The organism is Pseudomonas sp. GGS8, from assembly GCF_024168645.1.
Classification (GTDB): domain Bacteria; phylum Pseudomonadota; class Gammaproteobacteria; order Pseudomonadales; family Pseudomonadaceae; genus Aquipseudomonas.
The window spans coordinates 4,126,221-4,144,057 of sequence record NZ_JALJWF010000001.1 but is presented as its reverse complement, the minus strand read 5'-3'; the positions used below and the strand labels follow the sequence as shown (position 1 = coordinate 4,144,057).

General features: G+C 59.9%; 17 protein-coding genes. 8 read left to right on the top strand and 9 right to left on the bottom strand.

Annotation, left to right across the window (positions count from 1 at the left end):
• Positions 1–93 precede the first annotated feature (93 nt).
• Entirely contained in the window at positions 94–1,248 is a 1,155-nt protein-coding gene (ampC, locus tag J3D54_RS18660; protein WP_301293402.1) for a class C beta-lactamase, read from the top strand.
• Positions 1,249–1,417: 169 nt separating this feature from the next.
• Here ampC and J3D54_RS18655 read toward each other — a convergent pair whose 3' ends face one another.
• On the bottom strand, positions 1,418–1,975 hold the full coding sequence (locus tag J3D54_RS18655) for a DUF4174 domain-containing protein (RefSeq protein ID WP_253421242.1): 558 nt from the start codon (positions 1,973–1,975) through the stop codon (positions 1,418–1,420).
• 164 nt (positions 1,976–2,139) lie between these two features.
• Here J3D54_RS18655 and J3D54_RS18650 point away from each other — a divergent pair, with 164 nt between their 5' ends.
• Positions 2,140–2,535, top strand: a complete 396-nt coding sequence (locus J3D54_RS18650; RefSeq protein WP_253421240.1) for a VOC family protein — start codon at positions 2,140–2,142, stop codon at positions 2,533–2,535.
• Here the strand turns inward: J3D54_RS18650 and J3D54_RS18645 are convergent.
• Together J3D54_RS18645 and J3D54_RS18640 are read right to left on the bottom strand one after the other, a co-directional pair.
• Entirely contained in the window at positions 2,517–3,302 is a 786-nt protein-coding gene (locus J3D54_RS18645; protein ID WP_253421238.1) for a sulfite exporter TauE/SafE family protein, read from the bottom strand. The genes J3D54_RS18650 and J3D54_RS18645 overlap by 19 nt on opposite strands.
• 178 nt (positions 3,303–3,480) lie before the next feature.
• The gene (locus J3D54_RS18640; protein WP_253421236.1) at positions 3,481–4,230 is read right to left on the bottom strand and encodes a hypothetical protein; all 750 of its coding nucleotides are present in this window, start codon (positions 4,228–4,230) and stop codon (positions 3,481–3,483) included.
• 249 nt (positions 4,231–4,479) lie between these two features.
• Here J3D54_RS18640 and J3D54_RS18635 point away from each other — a divergent pair, with 249 nt between their 5' ends.
• The 3 genes from J3D54_RS18635 (at position 4,480) to J3D54_RS18625 (ending at position 7,095) form a co-directional block, all read left to right on the top strand.
• On the top strand, positions 4,480–5,628 hold the full coding sequence (locus J3D54_RS18635; RefSeq protein WP_253421234.1) for an aldose epimerase family protein: 1,149 nt from the start codon (positions 4,480–4,482) through the stop codon (positions 5,626–5,628).
• A 144-nt stretch (positions 5,629–5,772) separates the two neighbouring features.
• The gene (locus tag J3D54_RS18630) at positions 5,773–6,594 is read left to right on the top strand and encodes an aldo/keto reductase (RefSeq protein ID WP_253421231.1); all 822 of its coding nucleotides are present in this window, start codon (positions 5,773–5,775) and stop codon (positions 6,592–6,594) included.
• Positions 6,595–6,624: 30 nt separating this feature from the next.
• Complete coding sequence (locus tag J3D54_RS18625; RefSeq protein WP_253421228.1) at positions 6,625–7,095, top strand: DUF1810 domain-containing protein; 471 nt, start codon at positions 6,625–6,627, stop codon at positions 7,093–7,095.
• Here the strand turns inward: J3D54_RS18625 and J3D54_RS18620 are convergent.
• Positions 7,060–9,420, bottom strand: coding sequence for a DNA polymerase II (locus J3D54_RS18620; RefSeq protein ID WP_253421225.1), 2,361 nt, complete (start codon positions 9,418–9,420; stop codon positions 7,060–7,062). The genes J3D54_RS18625 and J3D54_RS18620 overlap by 36 nt on opposite strands.
• Positions 9,421–9,793: 373 nt before the next feature.
• Here J3D54_RS18620 and J3D54_RS18615 point away from each other — a divergent pair, with 373 nt between their 5' ends.
• Positions 9,794–10,234: a CBS domain-containing protein gene (locus tag J3D54_RS18615; protein WP_253421209.1), complete on the top strand. Its 441-nt coding sequence runs from the start codon at positions 9,794–9,796 to the stop codon at positions 10,232–10,234.
• 142 nt (positions 10,235–10,376) lie between these two features.
• Here J3D54_RS18615 and J3D54_RS18610 read toward each other — a convergent pair whose 3' ends face one another.
• Positions 10,377–10,997 carry a glutathione S-transferase N-terminal domain-containing protein gene (locus tag J3D54_RS18610; protein WP_253421206.1) on the bottom strand — a complete coding sequence of 207 codons (621 nt, stop codon included), beginning with the start codon at positions 10,995–10,997 and terminating at the stop codon, positions 10,377–10,379.
• Positions 10,998–11,240: 243 nt separating this feature from the next.
• Positions 11,241–12,335: a DUF1615 domain-containing protein gene (locus J3D54_RS18605; RefSeq protein WP_253421203.1), complete on the bottom strand. Its 1,095-nt coding sequence runs from the start codon at positions 12,333–12,335 to the stop codon at positions 11,241–11,243.
• Between the two features lie 210 nt (positions 12,336–12,545).
• Between J3D54_RS18605 and J3D54_RS18600 the strand changes: the two genes are divergently transcribed.
• The gene (locus J3D54_RS18600) at positions 12,546–14,075 is read left to right on the top strand and encodes an FAD-dependent oxidoreductase (protein ID WP_253421199.1); all 1,530 of its coding nucleotides are present in this window, start codon (positions 12,546–12,548) and stop codon (positions 14,073–14,075) included.
• A 65-nt stretch (positions 14,076–14,140) separates the two neighbouring features.
• Here J3D54_RS18600 and hemB read toward each other — a convergent pair whose 3' ends face one another.
• The 3 genes from hemB to J3D54_RS18585 all read right to left on the bottom strand — a co-directional run bounded on the left by hemB (position 14,141) and on the right by J3D54_RS18585 (position 16,836).
• Positions 14,141–15,115, bottom strand: coding sequence for a porphobilinogen synthase (gene hemB, locus J3D54_RS18595; protein ID WP_253421196.1), 975 nt, complete (start codon positions 15,113–15,115; stop codon positions 14,141–14,143).
• 147 nt (positions 15,116–15,262) lie between these two features.
• Positions 15,263–16,105, bottom strand: a complete 843-nt coding sequence (locus J3D54_RS18590) for a PhzF family phenazine biosynthesis protein (protein WP_253421193.1) — start codon at positions 16,103–16,105, stop codon at positions 15,263–15,265.
• Between the two features lie 23 nt (positions 16,106–16,128).
• Entirely contained in the window at positions 16,129–16,836 is a 708-nt protein-coding gene (locus J3D54_RS18585; protein WP_253421191.1) for a glutathione S-transferase family protein, read from the bottom strand.
• A gap of 300 nt (positions 16,837–17,136) precedes the next feature.
• Here J3D54_RS18585 and J3D54_RS18580 point away from each other — a divergent pair, with 300 nt between their 5' ends.
• On the top strand, positions 17,137–17,811 hold the full coding sequence (locus J3D54_RS18580) for a histidine phosphatase family protein (protein WP_253421188.1): 675 nt from the start codon (positions 17,137–17,139) through the stop codon (positions 17,809–17,811).
• Positions 17,812–17,837: the final 26 nt, after the last annotated feature.

Sequence of the window (17,837 nt, the reverse complement as noted above, 5' to 3'; positions counted from 1 at the left end):
CCTAGATTGAGCTCGCCCAATAGGGACCGGCTTGAAAAACCGCTCGGAGTGTAGCGGTTAACACCACGAACAATCATGGACAGCACCTCAATCATGCCTAAAAAAAATCAGAAGAAACTCATATCCAACAGTGCCTTCGCACTTCTCCTCGGTGCCAGCCACAGCTTCGCCGACGAGCGCATCGAAACCATCGTGAAGGCCGCCGTCGAACCGGTGATGCAGCAACAGCAGATCCCCGGTGTCGCGGTCGCGATCACCGTCAACGGCCAGCCGCATTACTTTAACTACGGCGTGGCGTCGAAAGAGAACGGCAAAGCCGTCACCGAAAACACCCTGTTCGAGATCGGTTCGGTGAGCAAAACCTTCACCGCCACCCTCGCCGCCTATGCCCAGGCGAGCGGCAAACTGTCCCTGTCGGACAGCGCCAGTCAGATTCTGCCGGCCCTGCGCGGCAGCGCCTTCGACAGCATCAGCGTGCTGCAACTCGGCACCTACACCGCCGGCGGCCTGCCCCTGCAATTCCCCAGCGAGGCAGACCATCAGGACAAAATGCTCGGCTATTTCAAGCAATGGAAACCCACCTACGCCGCCGGCACTCATCGTCTGTATTCAAATCCCAGCCTCGGGCTGTTTGGCTATCTGGCGGCCCAGAGCATGGGGGCGCCGTTCGACGAGCTGATGGAAAAAACCGTGCTGCCGAAACTCGGCCTGAAACACAGCTACCTCAAGGTGCCGCAAGATCAAATGGCGCTTTACGCCCAGGGTTACAGCAAGGACGACAAACCTGTGCGGGTCGGGCCGGGTGCGCTGGATTCCGAAGCGTATGGCGTGAAAACCAGCGCCGCAGACCTGCTTCGCTATGTTGAGGCGAACATGAATCCCGCTGCGCTGGAAAAGCCTTTGCAGCAAGCCATCGCCACCACTCACACCGGTTATTACCGAGTGGGTGAGATGACTCAAGGGTTGGGATGGGAGTTCTACAACTACCCGGTGACGCTCGATGCTTTGCTGGCCGGCAACTCGTCGCAGACGGCGTTCGAGGCCCATGAAGTTCAGTGGCTGACCCCGGCGCAACCTCAACGCGACGATGTGCTGATCAACAAAACCGGCTCAACCGGCGGCTTTGGTGCCTACGTCGCCTTTATCCCGGCCAAGGACATCGGCATCGTGATCCTGGCCAACAAAAACTACCCGAACCCGGAGCGAGTCAAAATCGCCCACGAGATTCTGAGTGCGCTGACCAGATAGCCGAGGGTGACGCCCCGTAGCAGCTGCCGAGCTCGCGAGCTCGGCAGCTGCTACGGATACATGAGGCAAACAAAATGGGCGACCTGTTGAGGTCGCCCATCGTTTACCGGGAATTTGAGGCCTGCTCCGCGGGCCAACGGGGGCCCCCTTCCTCACCACAAAAGTTCAGTCAATCATCCGGCATCTCAGGGGGTTTGGCGGGTTTTGCGGGCTTCGCCGGTTTGCCTTTTGTGCCTTTGACCGGTGCAACTTCAGCCACCGGCGCGGGGGTAGGTACCGTCGCTTCTTTCTCAGCGGCTGGTAGTTGGTCGATGGTGTCAAAGATTTTCTTCAGATCGACCGATTTCGACTCAACTCCTGAACTCTCGAGTTTCTTCTCGCCGTCCTTGCCCAACAGAATGACTTTGGGCAAAGCCCCGGCACCGAGGTTCAGCGAGCGGATCAACGCCATGGTGTCTTGCTGGCCCAGATCCTTGCCATCGAGCTGACCGAACATGTTCAGCACGCTATACACCTTGATGTTGCGCTGGGCGACGCCCGGCTTGTTGGCAGGATCCTCCAGTGACTTTTTCAGGTTCACCCAGACGGGGTCAACGGTGCTGGGTGCAATGACAATCAGGGGGCGAGCCCGGCCCACGTCTTTAACCAGAGGGGAATCGTCATCGGCGGCGAATGAAGGACCGACGAAAGCCAGCAGAGTAGCCAGGGTCAAAGACCTGATGAGCATGCGCATCTCCTTTTGATATCCACGCTCTAATGATTGCGCATCGCGGTGATCGTTGTGGGCGATGCACCGCGATTGTGTTCCGCCTTGCCCAAGCTTAGGTCAGGGCGGTCATTGCGCAACAGCCTGAGCTAATCTCATAGCTGATTCACCGTGAGGGTTTCGCCATGAGCGCTCAGTTGAACCACACCATCGTCTGGTGCCGTGACAAACAGGTTTCGGCACGCTACCTGACTGATCTGCTTGACCTGCCCGATCCCGAGCCGTTCGGGCCGATGCTGGTCGTCAAATTCGATAACGGGGTGTCGCTGGATTTCTACAACAACGACCCGCCCATCGCGTCCCAGCACTATGCGTTCTTGATTGGCGACGACGACTTCGATGCGGCCTTCGCTCGCCTGCAGGCGCTCAAACAGCCGTGGTGGGCCGATCCTGGCAAGCAGCGGCCGAACGAGATCAATGATTACGCCGATGGCCGGCGGGTGTATTTCGATGACCCGGACGGGCACTTGCTGGAGATTTTTACTCGGGAAGCGGTATCGGATCAGAACGCCAGTTTGTAGCCGATCAGCACCAGCATGGTGGCCAGGCACGGACGCAGCAGTTCGTCGGAGATACGCCCGGTCAGATGGCTGCCCAGGTAGATCCCCGGCAACGAACCGACCAGCAGGAAGCCCAACACATGCCAGTCCATGTTGCCCATGCTCGCGTGGCCCAGGCCAGCGACCAGGGTCAGGGGCACCGCGTGAGCGATTTCGGTGCCGACCAGACGACGAGTGGGCAGCAGCGGATACAGGATGAACAGCGCAACGGTGCCCAGAGCGCCGGCGCCGATGGAAGTCAGGGCCACCATGGTGCCCAGGACCAGACCAGTGATCACGGTCAGTGCATTTAACCGGGAGCCGCTGGGGTTGTAGTGGCCGCCCGCCCGTTTGTGGGCGAAATCGAGCAAGCGCTTCTTGAAGAAGATCGCCAATGCCGTGGCGAACAATACGAAGCCCAGCGCCTGTTTGATGACGGCGTTCATCGCTTCGGGTGAGGTCTGCAAGCGGCTCAAAAACCACAGTGTCAGCGCCACCGCCGGCACACTGCCGAGGGTCAGCCAACCGGTAATCGCCCAGTCGATGTTCTTGTTCTTGCGATGAACCAGCACACCACTGGATTTGGTAATGGCCGCGTACAGCAAGTCCGTGCCCACCGCCGTGGCCGGATTAACGCCGAACCACAGCAGGATCGGCGTCATCAACGAACCGCCCCCAACCCCGGTCATGCCGACGATAAAGCCGACCACCAGACCTGCCACGACCAACCCGAAACTACCGAAATCCATTAATACGCCCAGAAATTCGCAGGAAACAAACCGGTCAGCAGCATAGCGATTTTTCTTATAACCACATATATCGATGCGGTCTATCGTTATGCCAATTCACCGATTTGGAACAGCGATCCGCCCTCAAGCCAGCTCCCACAAAAGCTCACTCTCACAGGGATTGGGTTCACGCCTCGAATTACTGCACCGGCAAAAAGTTCAAAAACAGCAAACTCTGGGCGTAGTTGAGGCCGATCCGCCGGTACCGCTCGTCGAGCATCTGGGTCAGCAGGTCCAGCCGCGCGACGATCTTGCCGAACTCCACGGCAAAACTCAGGTTGCTGCCCTCCTCCGAGATTTCGTTGGAGAACAGTAAGGGCTCGCCCTGCTTGTTTTGCCGCTGGCTCAAGATCCAGGTGGCTTTCTCGATGTTGCGCGCGGCATTGCTGACGAAGGTCGGGTTGAGATCGTCCGTCATGTAGAACTCCAGCCGGTTGCCATGCGCCGTCACCAGCATGCTGCCGATGGCATAGATGAACGCGCCGACCCGGTCGCCGAGAAATTCCGGACTCATGGCGAAGCTCAGCGCGGCGAGGTCTTTTTTGCCGCCGAGGGTGGGCAGCGGCTCTTGCTGTTCGATGGCCATGCGCACTTGTTTTTCTGCTGTGCCGACATCGAGGAAGCCGGATTTTTTCAGCTCCTGCGGGTTGCGCAGGTAGAGCTTGTTCATCAGCAGGTAGAGGCTTTCCAGGTTATCGCGCATGGTCAGGGTCGCCATGCGGTCGACGCTGGTCTGGAGGAATTCCTGAGGTTTGCCATTGCGAAACTGGCTGATGACATCGTTGCCCGGCTGATGGCTGCACCCACTGGCGAAGAGCGTCGACAGGCTGATCAGCAGCAAGCAATGACGGCGAATGTGCAGGGTAAAACGGGGTAAAACTCGAGCCATGGGTTCTTGAACTTGGGCATGGGCCGGCGGTGGGGATCGCCGCAGGCTGGCCAAGGATAGAACCGTGAAAGCTGAAAAAGTGCAGTGCCGGTGGTCCGTAAGCGCTGGTTACCGCGAAAGCGACATCACACTAGTCATACTTTTTAATTGCAATGCTCGAGGCATAAGCTATAAATCCTTCCTTGATCGCGCTAAAACACGATCATTAGTATGACTACTTCTTAAAAACAACAAAAAGGAAGGTCAACCATGCTTCAATCCCGACACCTGCTCTCCGGCCTCGGACTGTCCCTGATGATCGCCACCCTCCCCGCTCACGCCACCGGCTTGTCCAGCGAACAAAAAGCCTTCGGCAAAACCAATGACGGCACTCCCGTCGAGCAATACATTTTGCGCAACAGCCATGGCCTGCAAGCCACGGTCATTACCTACGGCGGGATTCTTCAATCACTGAAAGTGCCGGACAAAAACGGCAAGCTCGACGATGTGGTGCTCGGTTTCGACGACGTGCAGGGTTATCAAAGCGGCACGGCGTTCTTCGGCGCGACCATCGGGCGCTTTGGCAATCGTCTGGCCAACGGTGCCTTCGAACTGGATGGCCAGCGCTTTCAGGTGCCGCTCAACGACGGCAGCAATTCGCTGCACGGCGGGGCTCAAGGTTTCGACAAGCGGGTGTGGAAAGCCGAACCGAGCAAGGGCAAGGATTCAGTGGGCGTGACGCTGACGTACCTGTCGTCAGATGGCGAAATGGGTTTCCCTGGCAACCTGAAAACCGAGGTCACCTACAGCCTCACCGAGAACAATGAGCTGCGCATCGACTACAAGGCCAGCACCGATAAATCCACCGTGCTGAACCTGACCAATCACAGCTATTTCAACCTGGCCGGCGCGGGTAACGGCGATGTGCTGAAGCAGCTGGCGACCTTGCACGCCGCCCGTTACACACCGGTCACCGGCAAACTGATCCCCACCGGTGAACTGGCCCCGGTCGCCGGCACGCCCATGGACTTCACTCAACCGACCGCCATTGGTCAACACATCAAGGCCGATCACCCACAGTTAAAATTCGCCGAGCCGAAACAAGGCGGTTTTGATTTCAACTGGGTGCTGGATGCCAAGGGCGACCTGGGCAAACTCGCCGCCGACGTCAGCGATCCTCAATCCGGCCGCCGCTTGCAGCTCTACACCACCGAACCTGGCGTACAGTTCTACACCAGCAACTTCCTCGACGGCACGGTCAAGGGCAAGGCCGGCAAGATTTACCCGCACTGGGGTGCCTTTACTCTGGAGACCCAGCATTATCCGGACTCGCCGAACCAGCCGGCCTTCCCGTCCACCCGGCTGGATCCGGGCAAGACCTATGCCCAGACCACGGTGTTCAGGTTTTCCGTCCGGTAAGGTCAAGAGATCGCGGCCTGCGGTAGCTCCGATATCGTGGATACACCCCGCCCCGGCAGGCTGCGATCTTTCATGATGGCGACGGAACCACCGTGTTATTTTGCTGCCCACTGTAGTATCGAGCGGGCTTCGGAAGGAGGATTCATGCGCACTCTTGAGCTGGCCGGCAGCCCTGTGCCGGTCATCGGCCAAGGAACCTGGCACATGGGGGAGGAGCGCTCCCGACACACCAAGGAAGTTGCAGCGCTGCGCCTGGGCATCGAGTTGGGCATGACCCTGATCGACACCGCTGAAATGTACGCAGAAGGGGGCGCCGAAGAGGTGGTGGGTGAAGCCATCACCGGCCTGCGTGACCAGGTTTTTCTGGTCAGTAAGGTCTACCCCCACAATGCCAGCCGCAGAGGTATCCCCCAGGCCTGCGAACGCAGCCTGCGACGGCTGAATACCGATTACATCGATCTCTACCTGTTGCACTGGCGCGGCGAGTATCCCCTCGAGGAAACCGTCGAAGCCTTCGAACGCCTGCGTGAAGACGGCAAGATCGGCCGTTGGGGCGTGTCCAACTTCGACCTGGACGACCTGGATGAACTGGCCTCACCGGCCTGCGCCACCAATCAGGTGCTGTATAACCTGGAAGAGCGCGGCATCGAATTCGATCTGCTGCCCTGGAGCCAACAGCAAAAGATGCCGGTGATGGCCTACTGTCCGATCGGCCAGGGCGGGCACATGCTGGCTAATCCGCTGCTCAAACAGGTTGCCGCCCGTCACGAGGCGACACCTGCGCAGGTAGCGCTGGCATGGATCCTGCGTCAGAACGGTGTGATCGCCATCCCCAAAGCGGTCCACCCCGAGCATGTGCGGCTCAACGCACAAGCGGCGCAATTGCGTCTGGATGCTGGGGATCTGGAGGCGCTGGACCAAGCGTTTCGCGCGCCACAACGCAAGCAGCGGTTGGCCATGGTCTGAGCCATCGCGGTTCTATCAGAGGGCATCGGCATGAGAAGTACCGATCAGCTCGACGCTTTCAATTTGCCACGCTTCGTCCAGGCGCAGGATCCTGTGTTCGAGTGGGTTCAGGAAGAACTGCGCGCCGGCCAGAAACGCCGGCACTGGATGTGGTTTATCTTTCCGCAGTTTGCCGGATTGGGTGACAGCGAAATGTCCCGCTACTTTGCCATTCGCTCCAGTGAAGAAGCCACGGCGTACCTGGAGCATCCGTTGCTGGGTCCACGCTTGCGCATGTGCACGCAACTGGTTCTGGACGTCCCTCAAAGCTCGATCACCAGGATTTTCGGCCACCCCGACAACCTCAAATTTCACTCATCGATGACACTGTTCGCCCAGGTTTCGCCAAAAGGCAGCCTGTTCCATCAGGCGCTGGATCAATATTTTCACGGCATACCGGACGACTGGACGCTGTCGCTGCTGGACTCAAAACAGGCCCAGCTGCCCCCCAATCAGCGTTGAGAAATCGTCATCCACGAACGGCAGGATCGCATCTGCCACCGGTTGCAGTTGCCGGGTGACGTAATGGTCGTAGTCGATGGGCGCGCTGCGGATTTCCAGCGGCTCGGGGCCGGCGACAGTGATCACGTAGCTGATCCAGCCGCCGTTGTGATACTGCCGTGGGCGCCCCTGTTGGTCGTTGTAGTCATCGGCGATCCGCGCGGCCCGCACGTGGGGCGGCACGTTGCGTTGATAGTCATCGAGGGGCCGACGCAAGCGTTTGCGGTAAATCAGGCGCTCATCGAACTCACCGGCCAGGGTCTTGCGCACATAGTCACGCACGTAATCCTGATAGGGCTTGCGGTTGAAAATGCGCAGGTACAGTTCCTGCTGGAACTGCCGGGCCAACGGCGACCAGTCGGTGCGCACGGTTTCCAGGCCTTTGTAGACCATCTCGTCGGTGCCGTCGGCGCGGGTGACCAACCCGGCATAGCGCTTCTTGCTGCCCTCCTCGGCGCCGCGAATGGTCGGCATCAGAAAGCGTTTGTAGTGGGTTTCGAACTGCAACTCCAGGGCACTTTCCAGCCCATATTCCTGTTTCACATGCTCGCGCCACCACTGGTTGACGTGGTCCACCAGCGCGTGGCCGATTTGCGCCGCTTCGGCCTGACCATGAGGGCGGCGCAGCCAGACGAAGGTCGAGTCGGTATCACCGTAGATCACCGCGTGGCCCTGAGCTTCGATCAGTTGGCGGGTGCGCAGCATGATCTCGTGCCCACGCAAGGTGATGGACGAAGCCAGCCGTGTATCGAAGAAGCGGCAACCGCTGGAGCCGAGTACACCATAGAACGCATTCATGATGATCTTCAGCGCCTGGGACAGCGGCGCATTGTGTTCACGCTTGGCGGTTTCGCGGCCTTCGGCGACCCGGGCGACGATGGTCGGCAGGCAATGCCGGGTTCGTGAGAAACGGGCACCGCGAAATCCCGGCACCGACTCGCTGTCGTCGGGGTGCTTGAGCCCTTCGATCAAACCCACCGGGTCGATCAGGAAAGTGCGGATGATCGACGGATAGAGGCTTTTGTAGTCGAGCACCAGCACCGATTCATACAACCCCGGTTGCGAGTCCATGACAAAACCGCCGGGGCTGGCCTGCGGCGGTTTGCCGCCCAGGTTCGGCGCGACGAAGCCCTGACGGTGCATCAACGGCATATACAAATGGGTGAAGGCCGCCACCGAACCGCCGCTGCGGTCCGCCGGTAAACCGGTGACGCTGGCGCGTTCGAGCAGGAAGGTCAACAACTCGGTCTTGGCGAAGATCCGCGTCACCAGTTCGCAGTCCTTGAGGTTGTACTTGGCCAGGGCCGGCTTGTCCTCGGCGAACATGCGGTTGATTTCGTCCATGCGCTGGTACGGGTTGTCGATCGACTTGCCCTCGCCCAACAGGGTTTGCGCGACGTTTTCCAGGCTGAACGAGGGGAAGCTCCAGGTCGCCGAACGCAGCGCCTCGATGCCGTCGATGATCAACCGGCCGGCAGCCGAAGCAAAGTAATGCTTGCCGTTGCCGTGCTCGCGCCACTGCATTTCTTCACCGCCACGCCCCAGTTTCAGCGGCACCGCCAGGCGACGAGCATGTTCGTGCAGTACCCGCAGATCGAACTGCACGACATTCCAGCCGATGATCGCGTCGGGATCGTGCCGGGAGAACCATTCGTTGAGTTTTTTCAGCAGCAGGGTTCGTGAGTCGCAGTATTCGAGCTGGAAATCCACCCCGCTGTCATCGCCATTGGGCGACCCGAGCATGTACACCTGACGCTCGCCGCAGCCTTCCAGGGCGATGGAATACAACTCGCCCTGCGCGGTGGTTTCGATGTCCAGCGAGACCAGCCTGAGTGTCGGTCGGTAACCGGGGGCGGGTTTCATTTGCGCGTCGAGCAGCAGGCCGTCGGCACCGGGTGTGCCGCCGAACAAAACCGGCGCGGTGATGAACCGCTCCATCATGTAGCGTTCCGGCGGACGGATGTCGGCTTCGAACACCTCGACGCCTGATTTGCGCAGGGCGGTGTCCAGGCGCATCAACTGGCCGTGCTGCTGGCAATACAGGCCGAGCACCGGGCGGTGCTCGAAATCTTGAAGGGCCAACGGTCGAAGCTCGACGTTCTTTTCGCCGCGCAACACCGTTTCGGCATGCTCGCGCATGGCCTGTGGAATGAACGCGACCGACGGTTGATGCGGCAGGCGGATGCGCCGGGGACCGGCATCGGTCGCCAGCCAGAACTCGACTTCGGTGCCGGCCGGGGTATCGCGCCAATGCCGGGTCAGGACGAAGCCCTGCTGTAAATCCACCACTTCAACCTCAACGATTTGATTCAGGGGGTAATTCTACGCGTGATCGCCGGTGTGGCGAGGGGGCTTTCCCTAATGCCGGTAAGTAAAGACACAGAACCTGTGGGAGCGTGGCTTGCCCGCGAAGAACGATGACGCGTAATACCTGAACAACCGCAGTGCATTCTTCGCGGGCAAGTCGGATCGCCGCACCGCACGCTCCCACAGGACTTTCGTCGTTCAAATTTCTTTACTTACCGACATAGGGGGCGGGCTTTTACAAAGAAAAATCGCTGAATGACGCTTTTTGCGCGGTATCTGCCGCTTTCTGCCTTGCTCTGTGAGCCTGTCTCTACGATTCTTCAAGAACAACGACAACACCCGAGAAGCCGTCATGAAAACCGTCGCCCAACTGCTCAAGTTAAAGGCCCAACAGAATCAGGCAGTCCACACCATTGCGCCTCATCAAATGGTGCTGGAAGCGCTGATGGTGATGGCCGCAAAAAACGTCGGCGCGTTACCGGTCGTGAAAGAGGGAAGAGTCGTCGGCATCATCAGCGAACGGGACTATGCGCGCAAACTGGTGCTCAAGGGGCGCTCCTCCGTTGGCACCCCGGTCAGCGACATCATGGTGTCGCCGGTGATCACCGTGGACACCCATCAAACCGTCGAAACCTGTATGGGCATCATGTCCGACAAACGCCTGCGGCACTTGCCGGTAGTGGAAAACGGCGAGCTGCTGGGTTTGTTGTCGATCGGCGACCTGGTCAAGGAAGCCATTGCCGAACAGGCTGAACTGATTCGGCAGCTGGAGCAGTACATTCGCGGCGAGTGATTCCGACATACCACAATGCTCTCTGTGGGAGCCGGGCTTGCCCGCGATGCAGACGGCTCGGTTTAGCGTCGAACCGAGTTGATGCCATCGCAGGCAAGCCAGCTCCCACAAAGGCCCGCTCCCGCATTGGATTGATGTGTTCCTATGGCCAATGCCGTGAGAAGACCGGCGCCAATGCAGGGTGCCGGTCGAAGCGTTCGAGCCAGGCGAAGAACCCCGGCCGCGCAACACGCAAGTGCTCCCGCGTACCGGCCCAGCGTGTCACCACCGCCGCCAGAATATCCAGCGCGCCCGGCTTCCCGTCGTCCAGGTACAACTTGCCGGCGAACTGATCGGCAAACACCTCCCAATGCCAGTGCAGGCGTCGGCGGGCACCGGCCATAAGGTTTTGCCGAGACGATTCGTCCGCCTTGTCCAGCCAACGCTCCGGGTAATCGATGACGCCGATGGCGGCGTAGCAATTGCTGACGATGTACACCAGGCCATGAATCACCTGATCGCGCTTGAGCGGGTTTTCCGGCAGCAGGTTCGACTCCGGGAACGTGAGGCCCAGATGAATCAGGATGGCCGCACTCTCGGTGAGCACACCGCCATCGGGCATTTGCAGAGTGGGAACCTGCTTGAGCGGGTTGAGCTTCTCCAACGCCTGCACCGCCTCCGGGGACGATGAAACGTCGATGAAGCGATAAGGAACCTCGCACAGTTCCAGCGCGGCTTCGATGGCAGCCGCACCCGAATTCTGATGCCCATAGAGCTGATACATGACTAAATCTCCTCTGCGACTCTCTCTTTGTAGCAGCTGCCGAAGATTGTGCTCGAATGCCTGATCAGCACCAGTCAGTCAAGGACTTGAATACCGTCGCCCCTGTGGGAGCGAGCCTGCTCGGATAGCGGCGGATCAGCCAACATTGATGCTGAATATACCGCCGTCATCGCGAGCAGGCTCGCTGCCACAGGTTCTGCGTCTTAACTTACCGGTATTAGCCACCCCAGTCGGGTTTGTGCGTTACGTCCCCGCGCGCTTCATGCAACGCAGATAACGCTCATCGACTCGCTTGGCAAACCACGCCGTGGTGAGTTTTCGGGTAATTTTCGGGCTTTGCAGCACGATCCCCGGCAACACCGCCCGGGGTAATGGCCGGCCTTCGGCCTGTTCGGCCAGAGCGAAGATGCGCTGATAGAGCGTGGTGTCCTCGAACTGAAGACCTTTACCCTCCTCCAGTTGATCCCGAATGGTCGGGTTGCGCATGTTCAACTGCTTGCCGAGGGTGCGCACCGCCAATTCCGTAGTACCGGGCATGATCGAGTCGTAGCGCACCAGATCGCCATCCAGCGCCAGCGGGATACCAGTGGCACGACTGACCGCATTCTGAAACGCCGCATTGCGGCTGGCGTACCAACCGGCGTTGAAATCGGCGAAGCGATACAGCGGCTGCTCATAGCTCACCGGATAACCGAGCAAGTGGGCAATGCCGAAGTACATACCGCCACGACGGGTGAACACTTCGCGGCGAATCGAGCCGGTCACCGGGTAAGGATAATCGCGCAGATGCTGCTCGGCAAAGTCGATGCTGACCTGCATCGGCCCGGCGGTGTGCACCGGATTGAAACCGCCGAACAAGTTCCGGCCCATGGGCACCATGCCGATGAAGTCATCGAAAATCGCGCTGAGCTCTTTCTCGCTGCGCGCGGCATTCAGCCGGTCGCTGTAGCTTTTGCCGTTAGGTGAACGCACCTGCAAGGCACCGCTGACCAACAGGCTGGGGATGTGAGCCTTGGCGGCGCGGCGGTCGATTTCGTCTCGGGCGATCTTGCCCAGGCCCGGCACCGGCGGATCGGCCTGAAACGTCGATTCCTGTTCAGTGACCGCGACTACCGAACACAGGTTTTGCGTGGTTGGCGAAATCTTTTGCGCGGCAAACGCCGCGTAGATGTCCGTGGCCCAGCCCTGAGGGTCGACTGTCTTGGTCGGCAGCAGGCGCACGATCTCGGCCTTGACCTCGGCAGGCTTGCGGACCGGCGGCTCCTGAGTGCGCTGAGTGCCGCAACCGGCCAGTATCGACAACGCGGCCACCGTCATGATCAATCGATTGGCTTGCATGGTGCTCCATCAAATCCGTTGAGCCGGGTTAACCATACGACCAATGGCATGGCGCAGGCTATGACTATGCCGCCCTCTCCCTGTTCCGTAGCAGCTCGTTCGCCGTAGCGCTACGGCACTATAACGTCGGCGCTTTTCCGTTGAGCAGTCGGCCCGCGCGTGCACTTCGGTTGAACCATACTTGATCCACAGACCGAGGAGGACAGGCTCATGAACCGTAGCGACGTGCTGATCATCGGTGCCGGCCCGACCGGGCTGGTCTTGGCGCTATGGCTGAGCAAACTGGGGATCAGGGTGCGGATTATCGACAAGACTTCGGCCCCCGGCACCACCTCGCGCGCGTTGGCGGTACAGGCCAGAACGCTGGAGCTGTATCGCCAGCTCGACCTCAGCGACGCCGTGGTGCAAAACGGCCATAAAGTGGCCGCGGCGAATTTCTGGGTCAAGGGCGAACCGGTCGCACGCCTGCCGTTGAGCACCATCGGCGAGGGTTTGACGCCCTATGCATTTCTGGAAATCTATCCGCAAGACGAGCACGAACAACTGCTGATCGAACGCCTGGAGACCTTCGGAGTTACGGTGGAGCGCAACACCGAACTGCAAAGCTTCGAAGAGGCCGGCGACGGCATCAGCGCCCAGCTGCGCTTGCCCGATGGCCAGCAGGAAACCTGTCAGGCCTGTTACCTCGCAGGCTGCGACGGCGCCCGCTCGATTGTACGCAAGACCCTGGACACCGATTTTCCGGGGGGCACCTACCAGCAGATTTTCTACGTGGCGGATGTGCAGGCCCGCGGCCCGACGTTCAACGGGGAACTGCATGTGGACCTCGACGAAGCCGACTTTCTCGCCATTTTTCCTTTGTCCAGCGACGGTCGCGCCCGGCTGATCGGCACAGTTCGCGACGAGCGGGCCGACCGCGCCGAAACCCTCCAGTTCGCAGACGTCAGCAGACGGGCCATCGAGCATTTAAAGGTGCAGATCGATCAGGTGAACTGGTTCTCAACCTACCGCGTGCATCACCGGGTAGCGGATCACTTTCGTACCGGACGCGCGCTTCTGTTGGGTGACGCCGCCCATGTCCACAGCCCGGCGGGTGGCCAGGGCATGAACACCGGGATCGGTGATGCGATCAATCTGGCCTGGAAACTCGCGGCGGTGTTAAGCGGCAGCGCTACGGCCAAACTGCTCGACAGTTATGAAACCGAACGCATCGCCTTTGCCCAGCGCCTGGTGGCGACCACTGACCGAGTGTTCAATTTCGTCACGGCCGATGGGCCAATTGCCGACGTGGTGCGCATGCGCGTGGCACCCTTTTTGATCCCGAAAATGATCTCGTTCGAGGCCGTCCGTGAGTTCATGTTTCGCACGGTGTCACAGACCACCCTCAACTATCGCGGCATGCCGTTGAGTGAGGGCGTTGCCGGCCATGTTCACGGCGGTGATCGCTTGCCCTGGGCCCACGACGGTGAAGGGGACAATTTCGAATCGTTGAAATACCTGACCTGGCAAGTGCATGTGTACGGCGACACCAGCGACGAGATGATCGCCTGGTGCAACGCGCATCACCTGCCGTTGCAGGTGTTCGACTGGCGACCGGTGTTTGAAACCGTGGGGCTGGCGCGCAACGGGTTTTACCTGCTGCGCCCGGATACCTATGTGGCAATCGCCGACTACAGCGCCGATCCGAAGGTGATCGAGCGGTATTTCCGCGATCATGGGATACGGCCTTTCATCAGCTGAACCGCCAGCGAAGATCAAATGTGGGAGCGGGCAAGCCCGCTCCCACAGGGGTTATGGGATGATCTTTAGATCCCGGCCAGGGCCAGGTCCATCGCGAAGTAAGTGAAGATCAAATCCGCCCCTGCCCGCTTGATCGCCCCAAGGCTCTCACGCACGACACGATCTTCATCGATCGCCCCGGCCTGGGCGGCGAATTTGATCATCGCGTATTCGCCGCTCACCTGATACGCCGACAACGGCAGGCGCGAGGCTTCACGGATGTCGCGGATGATGTCCAGGTACGCGCCGGCCGGCTTGACCATCAGCGCATCGGCACCTTCCTGTTCATCCAGCAACGATTCACGCACCGCTTCGCGGCGGTTCATCGGGTTCATCTGATAGCTTTTGCGGTCGCCCTTGAGTGCACTGCCGCCGGCTTCGCGGAACGGGCCATAGAGCGCCGAGGCAAACTTGGTCGAATAGGCCATGATCGCGGTCTGGCTGAACCCCGCGGCATCGAGCGCCCGGCGAATGGCCTGGACCTGCCCGTCCATGGCTGCCGACGGCGCGATCACATCGGCACCGGCCCGAGCGGCGGCCACGGCTTGCTTGCCGAGGTTGATCAGGGTCTGGTCGTTGTCGACTTCGTGCTGGTGCAACACGCCGCAATGGCCGTGGTCGGTGTACTCACAAAAACAAGTGTCGGACATCACGATCATTTCCGGCACGGCGTCTTTGGCAATGCGCGACATGCGCGACACCAGGCCGTTGTCGTTCCAGGTGTCGCTGCCGCTGCTGTCCAGATGATGAGACACGCCAAAGGTCATCACCGACTTGATCCCGGCCCGGGCATACCGCTCGATCTCACCGGCCAGTTTTGACTCGGGAATACGCATCACCCCGGGCATGCTTTTGATCGGCACGAACTCATCGATCTCTTCCTCGACGAAAATCGGCAGCACCAGATCGTTCAAGGTGAATTCGGTTTCCTGGAACAGGCTGCGCAGGCTCGCATTGCGGCGCAAACGGCGTGGACGTGCTTCGGGGAACTGACTGGACATGGGCCTTCCTTGAAAAACGGCGAATGAGACAAAAGTCGTAGGGAGTGAAGCTTATGTCCTGCAAGGTGCAGGACACAAACCTCGATCGCTCAAGACAGCATTACCGCGGCGGCAACAATCGCCCGCATCGAATACAGTCCCTACAGGTTAGATCGTCAGGGTGCCACTGATGCAGGTCACCACCGAGCCACCCACCCAAATCTCATCCCCCACCTGCTCCACCCGAATCCGCCCGGCGCGGCCCATGCTCAGGCCCTGGCTGACGACATAAGACGCCGTGGCCAGCCCTTCGCTGAGCAACCATTGCGCGATCCCGGCGTTCAGGCTGCCGGTGGCCGGGTCTTCTGGCATGCCGTCGCCGGAGATGAATGCACGCACTTCGAACTGCGCGTCAGCACCATCGCGCTCGGGATGCCACGGCGCGATGACACCGACGGCGAGGCCGAGCATCTGTGCATGATCCGGTCGCAAATCCAGCACCTGCTGGCGGTCCTCGACCATCACCGCCAGCCAACCGGCACCGTTGTCGACCCATTGCGCGCGCACAATCGCGCCCGGCGCCAATCCGAGGCCCCGCCGTACGCGCTCGACCAGCTCGGCGTCCACCGGGCCGGACTTGAGCAACGGTGGCGCGAGAAACGCCAGCTCCGCCCCCTGCCGACGCACTCGCACCAACCCGGCACCGCACTCCTGAATGATCTCCTCGCCTTTGGGCACCCCACCGGCCTCGAGCCAGGCATGGCAGGTGCCCAGCGTCGGATGACCGGCGAACGGCAACTCTTGCAGAGTGGTGAAGATGCGCACCCGATAGTCGGCCCGGGGGTCTCGAGGTTCGAGCACGAAAGTGGTTTCGCTGAGGTTGGTCCAGTTCGCGAACGCCGCCATGCGTTCATCGCTGAGCTTGTCTGCGCCGAACACCACCGCCAGCGCGTTGCCCTTGAGCACGACGTGGCTGAAGACATCTACTTGCTTGAAATCGAATGAGCTCATTGCCTGCCTTGGTGATGAGGGATTCAAAGGGATTGCTTGGGGATTTCCAGCCCACGAATCACCGCCGGCCTTGCGAGGAAACGCTCCAGCACGCGAGTGACGTTAGGGAAATTCTGGATGCCGACCAGATCACCGGCCTCGTAGAAGCCGATCAGGTTGCGCACCCAAGGAAAGGTCGCGATATCGGCGATAGTGTAGCGCTCGCCCATGATCCAGTCGCGCCCTTGCAAGCGGTCATCAAGAACCTTGAGCAAGCGCTTGCTTTCGTCGACGTAACGATCACGGGGACGCTTGTCTTCGTAGTCCTTGCCGGCGAATTTGTTGAAGAAACCGAGCTGACCGAACATCGGCCCGATACCGCCCATCTGAAACATCAGCCACTGAAGGGTCTCGTAACGCGCCGCCGAATCCTGGGCCAGCAGTTGCCCGCTCTTGTCGGCGAGGTAAATCAGAATCGCCCCGGACTCGAACAGCGCCAGCGGTTGATCGTCCGGACCGTGGGGGTCGATGATCGCCGGGATCTTGTTATTGGGGTTCAGCGACAGAAACTCAGGGGACAGCTGATCTTGGGTGTCGAAGCCCACACGATGCGGCTCGTAGGGCAGCCCGATCTCTTCGAGCATGATCGAAACCTTGACGCCATTGGGCGTGGGCAAGGAATAGAGCTGGATCCACTCCGGGTACTGGGCCGGCCATTTTCGAGTGATGGGGAATGCAGACAAATCGGTCATCGGGAGCTTCCACGAGAAAATCAGAGTGAAGATCATAAGGGGGACGGGGATACGATGTGTACTGTGTCCATAAATCCGAAACATCCTGTCAATAACCTTTCCCCCAATCCGTTCAAGGTTGCCGCTAAAGTGCCAGGCACCTTGCTCGGATCGAAGCTCGGATCGAACCAAAAGGGCTTCAGTGGACTCTGAGCATTGCCCTGTTAGAAATGGACCGGGTCAACGACATGGAAACACCCTATGCTCGGAACTTGCGGTGTCAAGGTTCCTTAACCGAATGCGCTGAAGATCACCAATTCGATGATGAATCCTTTGAAACTCACCAATCGCTTCAAGCATCGTGCTTATATCTTCCTGCCTGCGCTGTTGGCGGCCGGCGCGTTGTTTTTGTCGCTGGAGTCCAGTGAAAGCCGCGCCCAACCGGCGGACGGTACACAGACACTGGTATTTTTGCGCCACGCGGAAAAACCGGCCGGCGGCCTGGGTCAACTCAATTGTCAGGGACTGAACCGCGCCATCGACCTGGCCACCTTGCTGCCGGAAAAATTCGGCAAGGCCAATTACGTGTTTGCCGCCAACCCGACGCGCAATGTCGAGGAAGGCGAGCTGGATAACTCCTACAGTTACATTCGCCCCCTGATGACCATCAACCCCAGCGCGATCAAGCTCGGCTTGCCGGTGAACATCGAGTTTGCGGCCAACGACACCAGTGACCTGGCCGATGAACTGCTTCGCGACAAATATCACAACTCAATCATCTATACCGCCTGGTCCCATGGCTACCTGCCCGAGCTGATCAACAAGGTCGCCGGGGAAGCCGTCGGCTCAGAACAGCGCATCACCGATGACTGGGCGTCCAGCGACTACGACTCGCTGTACGTGCTCACCCTGACCTGGCACAACGGCAAGGCCAGCCTGCAGAGCCGCAGCTACAAGCAAGGGCTGAATAACGGTCCAGAGACTTGTCCGACGTAAGCTGTCGGGCACCGCTCGCGATGAGG

Coding starts and splice junctions, on each gene's coding strand:
- J3D54_RS18615 (WP_253421209.1), top strand. CDS start 9,794: ATGAAAACCGTCGCCCAACTGCTCAAGTTAAAGGCCCAACAGAATCAG.
- J3D54_RS18630 (WP_253421231.1), top strand. CDS start 5,773: ATGCGCACTCTTGAGCTGGCCGGCAGCCCTGTGCCGGTCATCGGCCAA.
- J3D54_RS18580 (WP_253421188.1), top strand. CDS start 17,137: ATGATGAATCCTTTGAAACTCACCAATCGCTTCAAGCATCGTGCTTAT.
- hemB (WP_253421196.1), bottom strand. CDS start 15,115: ATGTCCAGTCAGTTCCCCGAAGCACGTCCACGCCGTTTGCGCCGCAAT.
- J3D54_RS18655 (WP_253421242.1), bottom strand. CDS start 1,975: ATGCTCATCAGGTCTTTGACCCTGGCTACTCTGCTGGCTTTCGTCGGT.
- J3D54_RS18600 (WP_253421199.1), top strand. CDS start 12,546: ATGAACCGTAGCGACGTGCTGATCATCGGTGCCGGCCCGACCGGGCTG.
- J3D54_RS18585 (WP_253421191.1), bottom strand. CDS start 16,836: ATGACCGATTTGTCTGCATTCCCCATCACTCGAAAATGGCCGGCCCAG.
- J3D54_RS18645 (WP_253421238.1), bottom strand. CDS start 3,302: ATGGATTTCGGTAGTTTCGGGTTGGTCGTGGCAGGTCTGGTGGTCGGC.
- J3D54_RS18590 (WP_253421193.1), bottom strand. CDS start 16,105: ATGAGCTCATTCGATTTCAAGCAAGTAGATGTCTTCAGCCACGTCGTG.
- J3D54_RS18640 (WP_253421236.1), bottom strand. CDS start 4,230: ATGGCTCGAGTTTTACCCCGTTTTACCCTGCACATTCGCCGTCATTGC.
- J3D54_RS18625 (WP_253421228.1), top strand. CDS start 6,625: ATGAGAAGTACCGATCAGCTCGACGCTTTCAATTTGCCACGCTTCGTC.
- J3D54_RS18610 (WP_253421206.1), bottom strand. CDS start 10,997: ATGTATCAGCTCTATGGGCATCAGAATTCGGGTGCGGCTGCCATCGAA.
- J3D54_RS18605 (WP_253421203.1), bottom strand. CDS start 12,335: ATGCAAGCCAATCGATTGATCATGACGGTGGCCGCGTTGTCGATACTG.
- J3D54_RS18650 (WP_253421240.1), top strand. CDS start 2,140: ATGAGCGCTCAGTTGAACCACACCATCGTCTGGTGCCGTGACAAACAG.
- J3D54_RS18635 (WP_253421234.1), top strand. CDS start 4,480: ATGCTTCAATCCCGACACCTGCTCTCCGGCCTCGGACTGTCCCTGATG.
- ampC (WP_301293402.1), top strand. CDS start 94: ATGCCTAAAAAAAATCAGAAGAAACTCATATCCAACAGTGCCTTCGCA.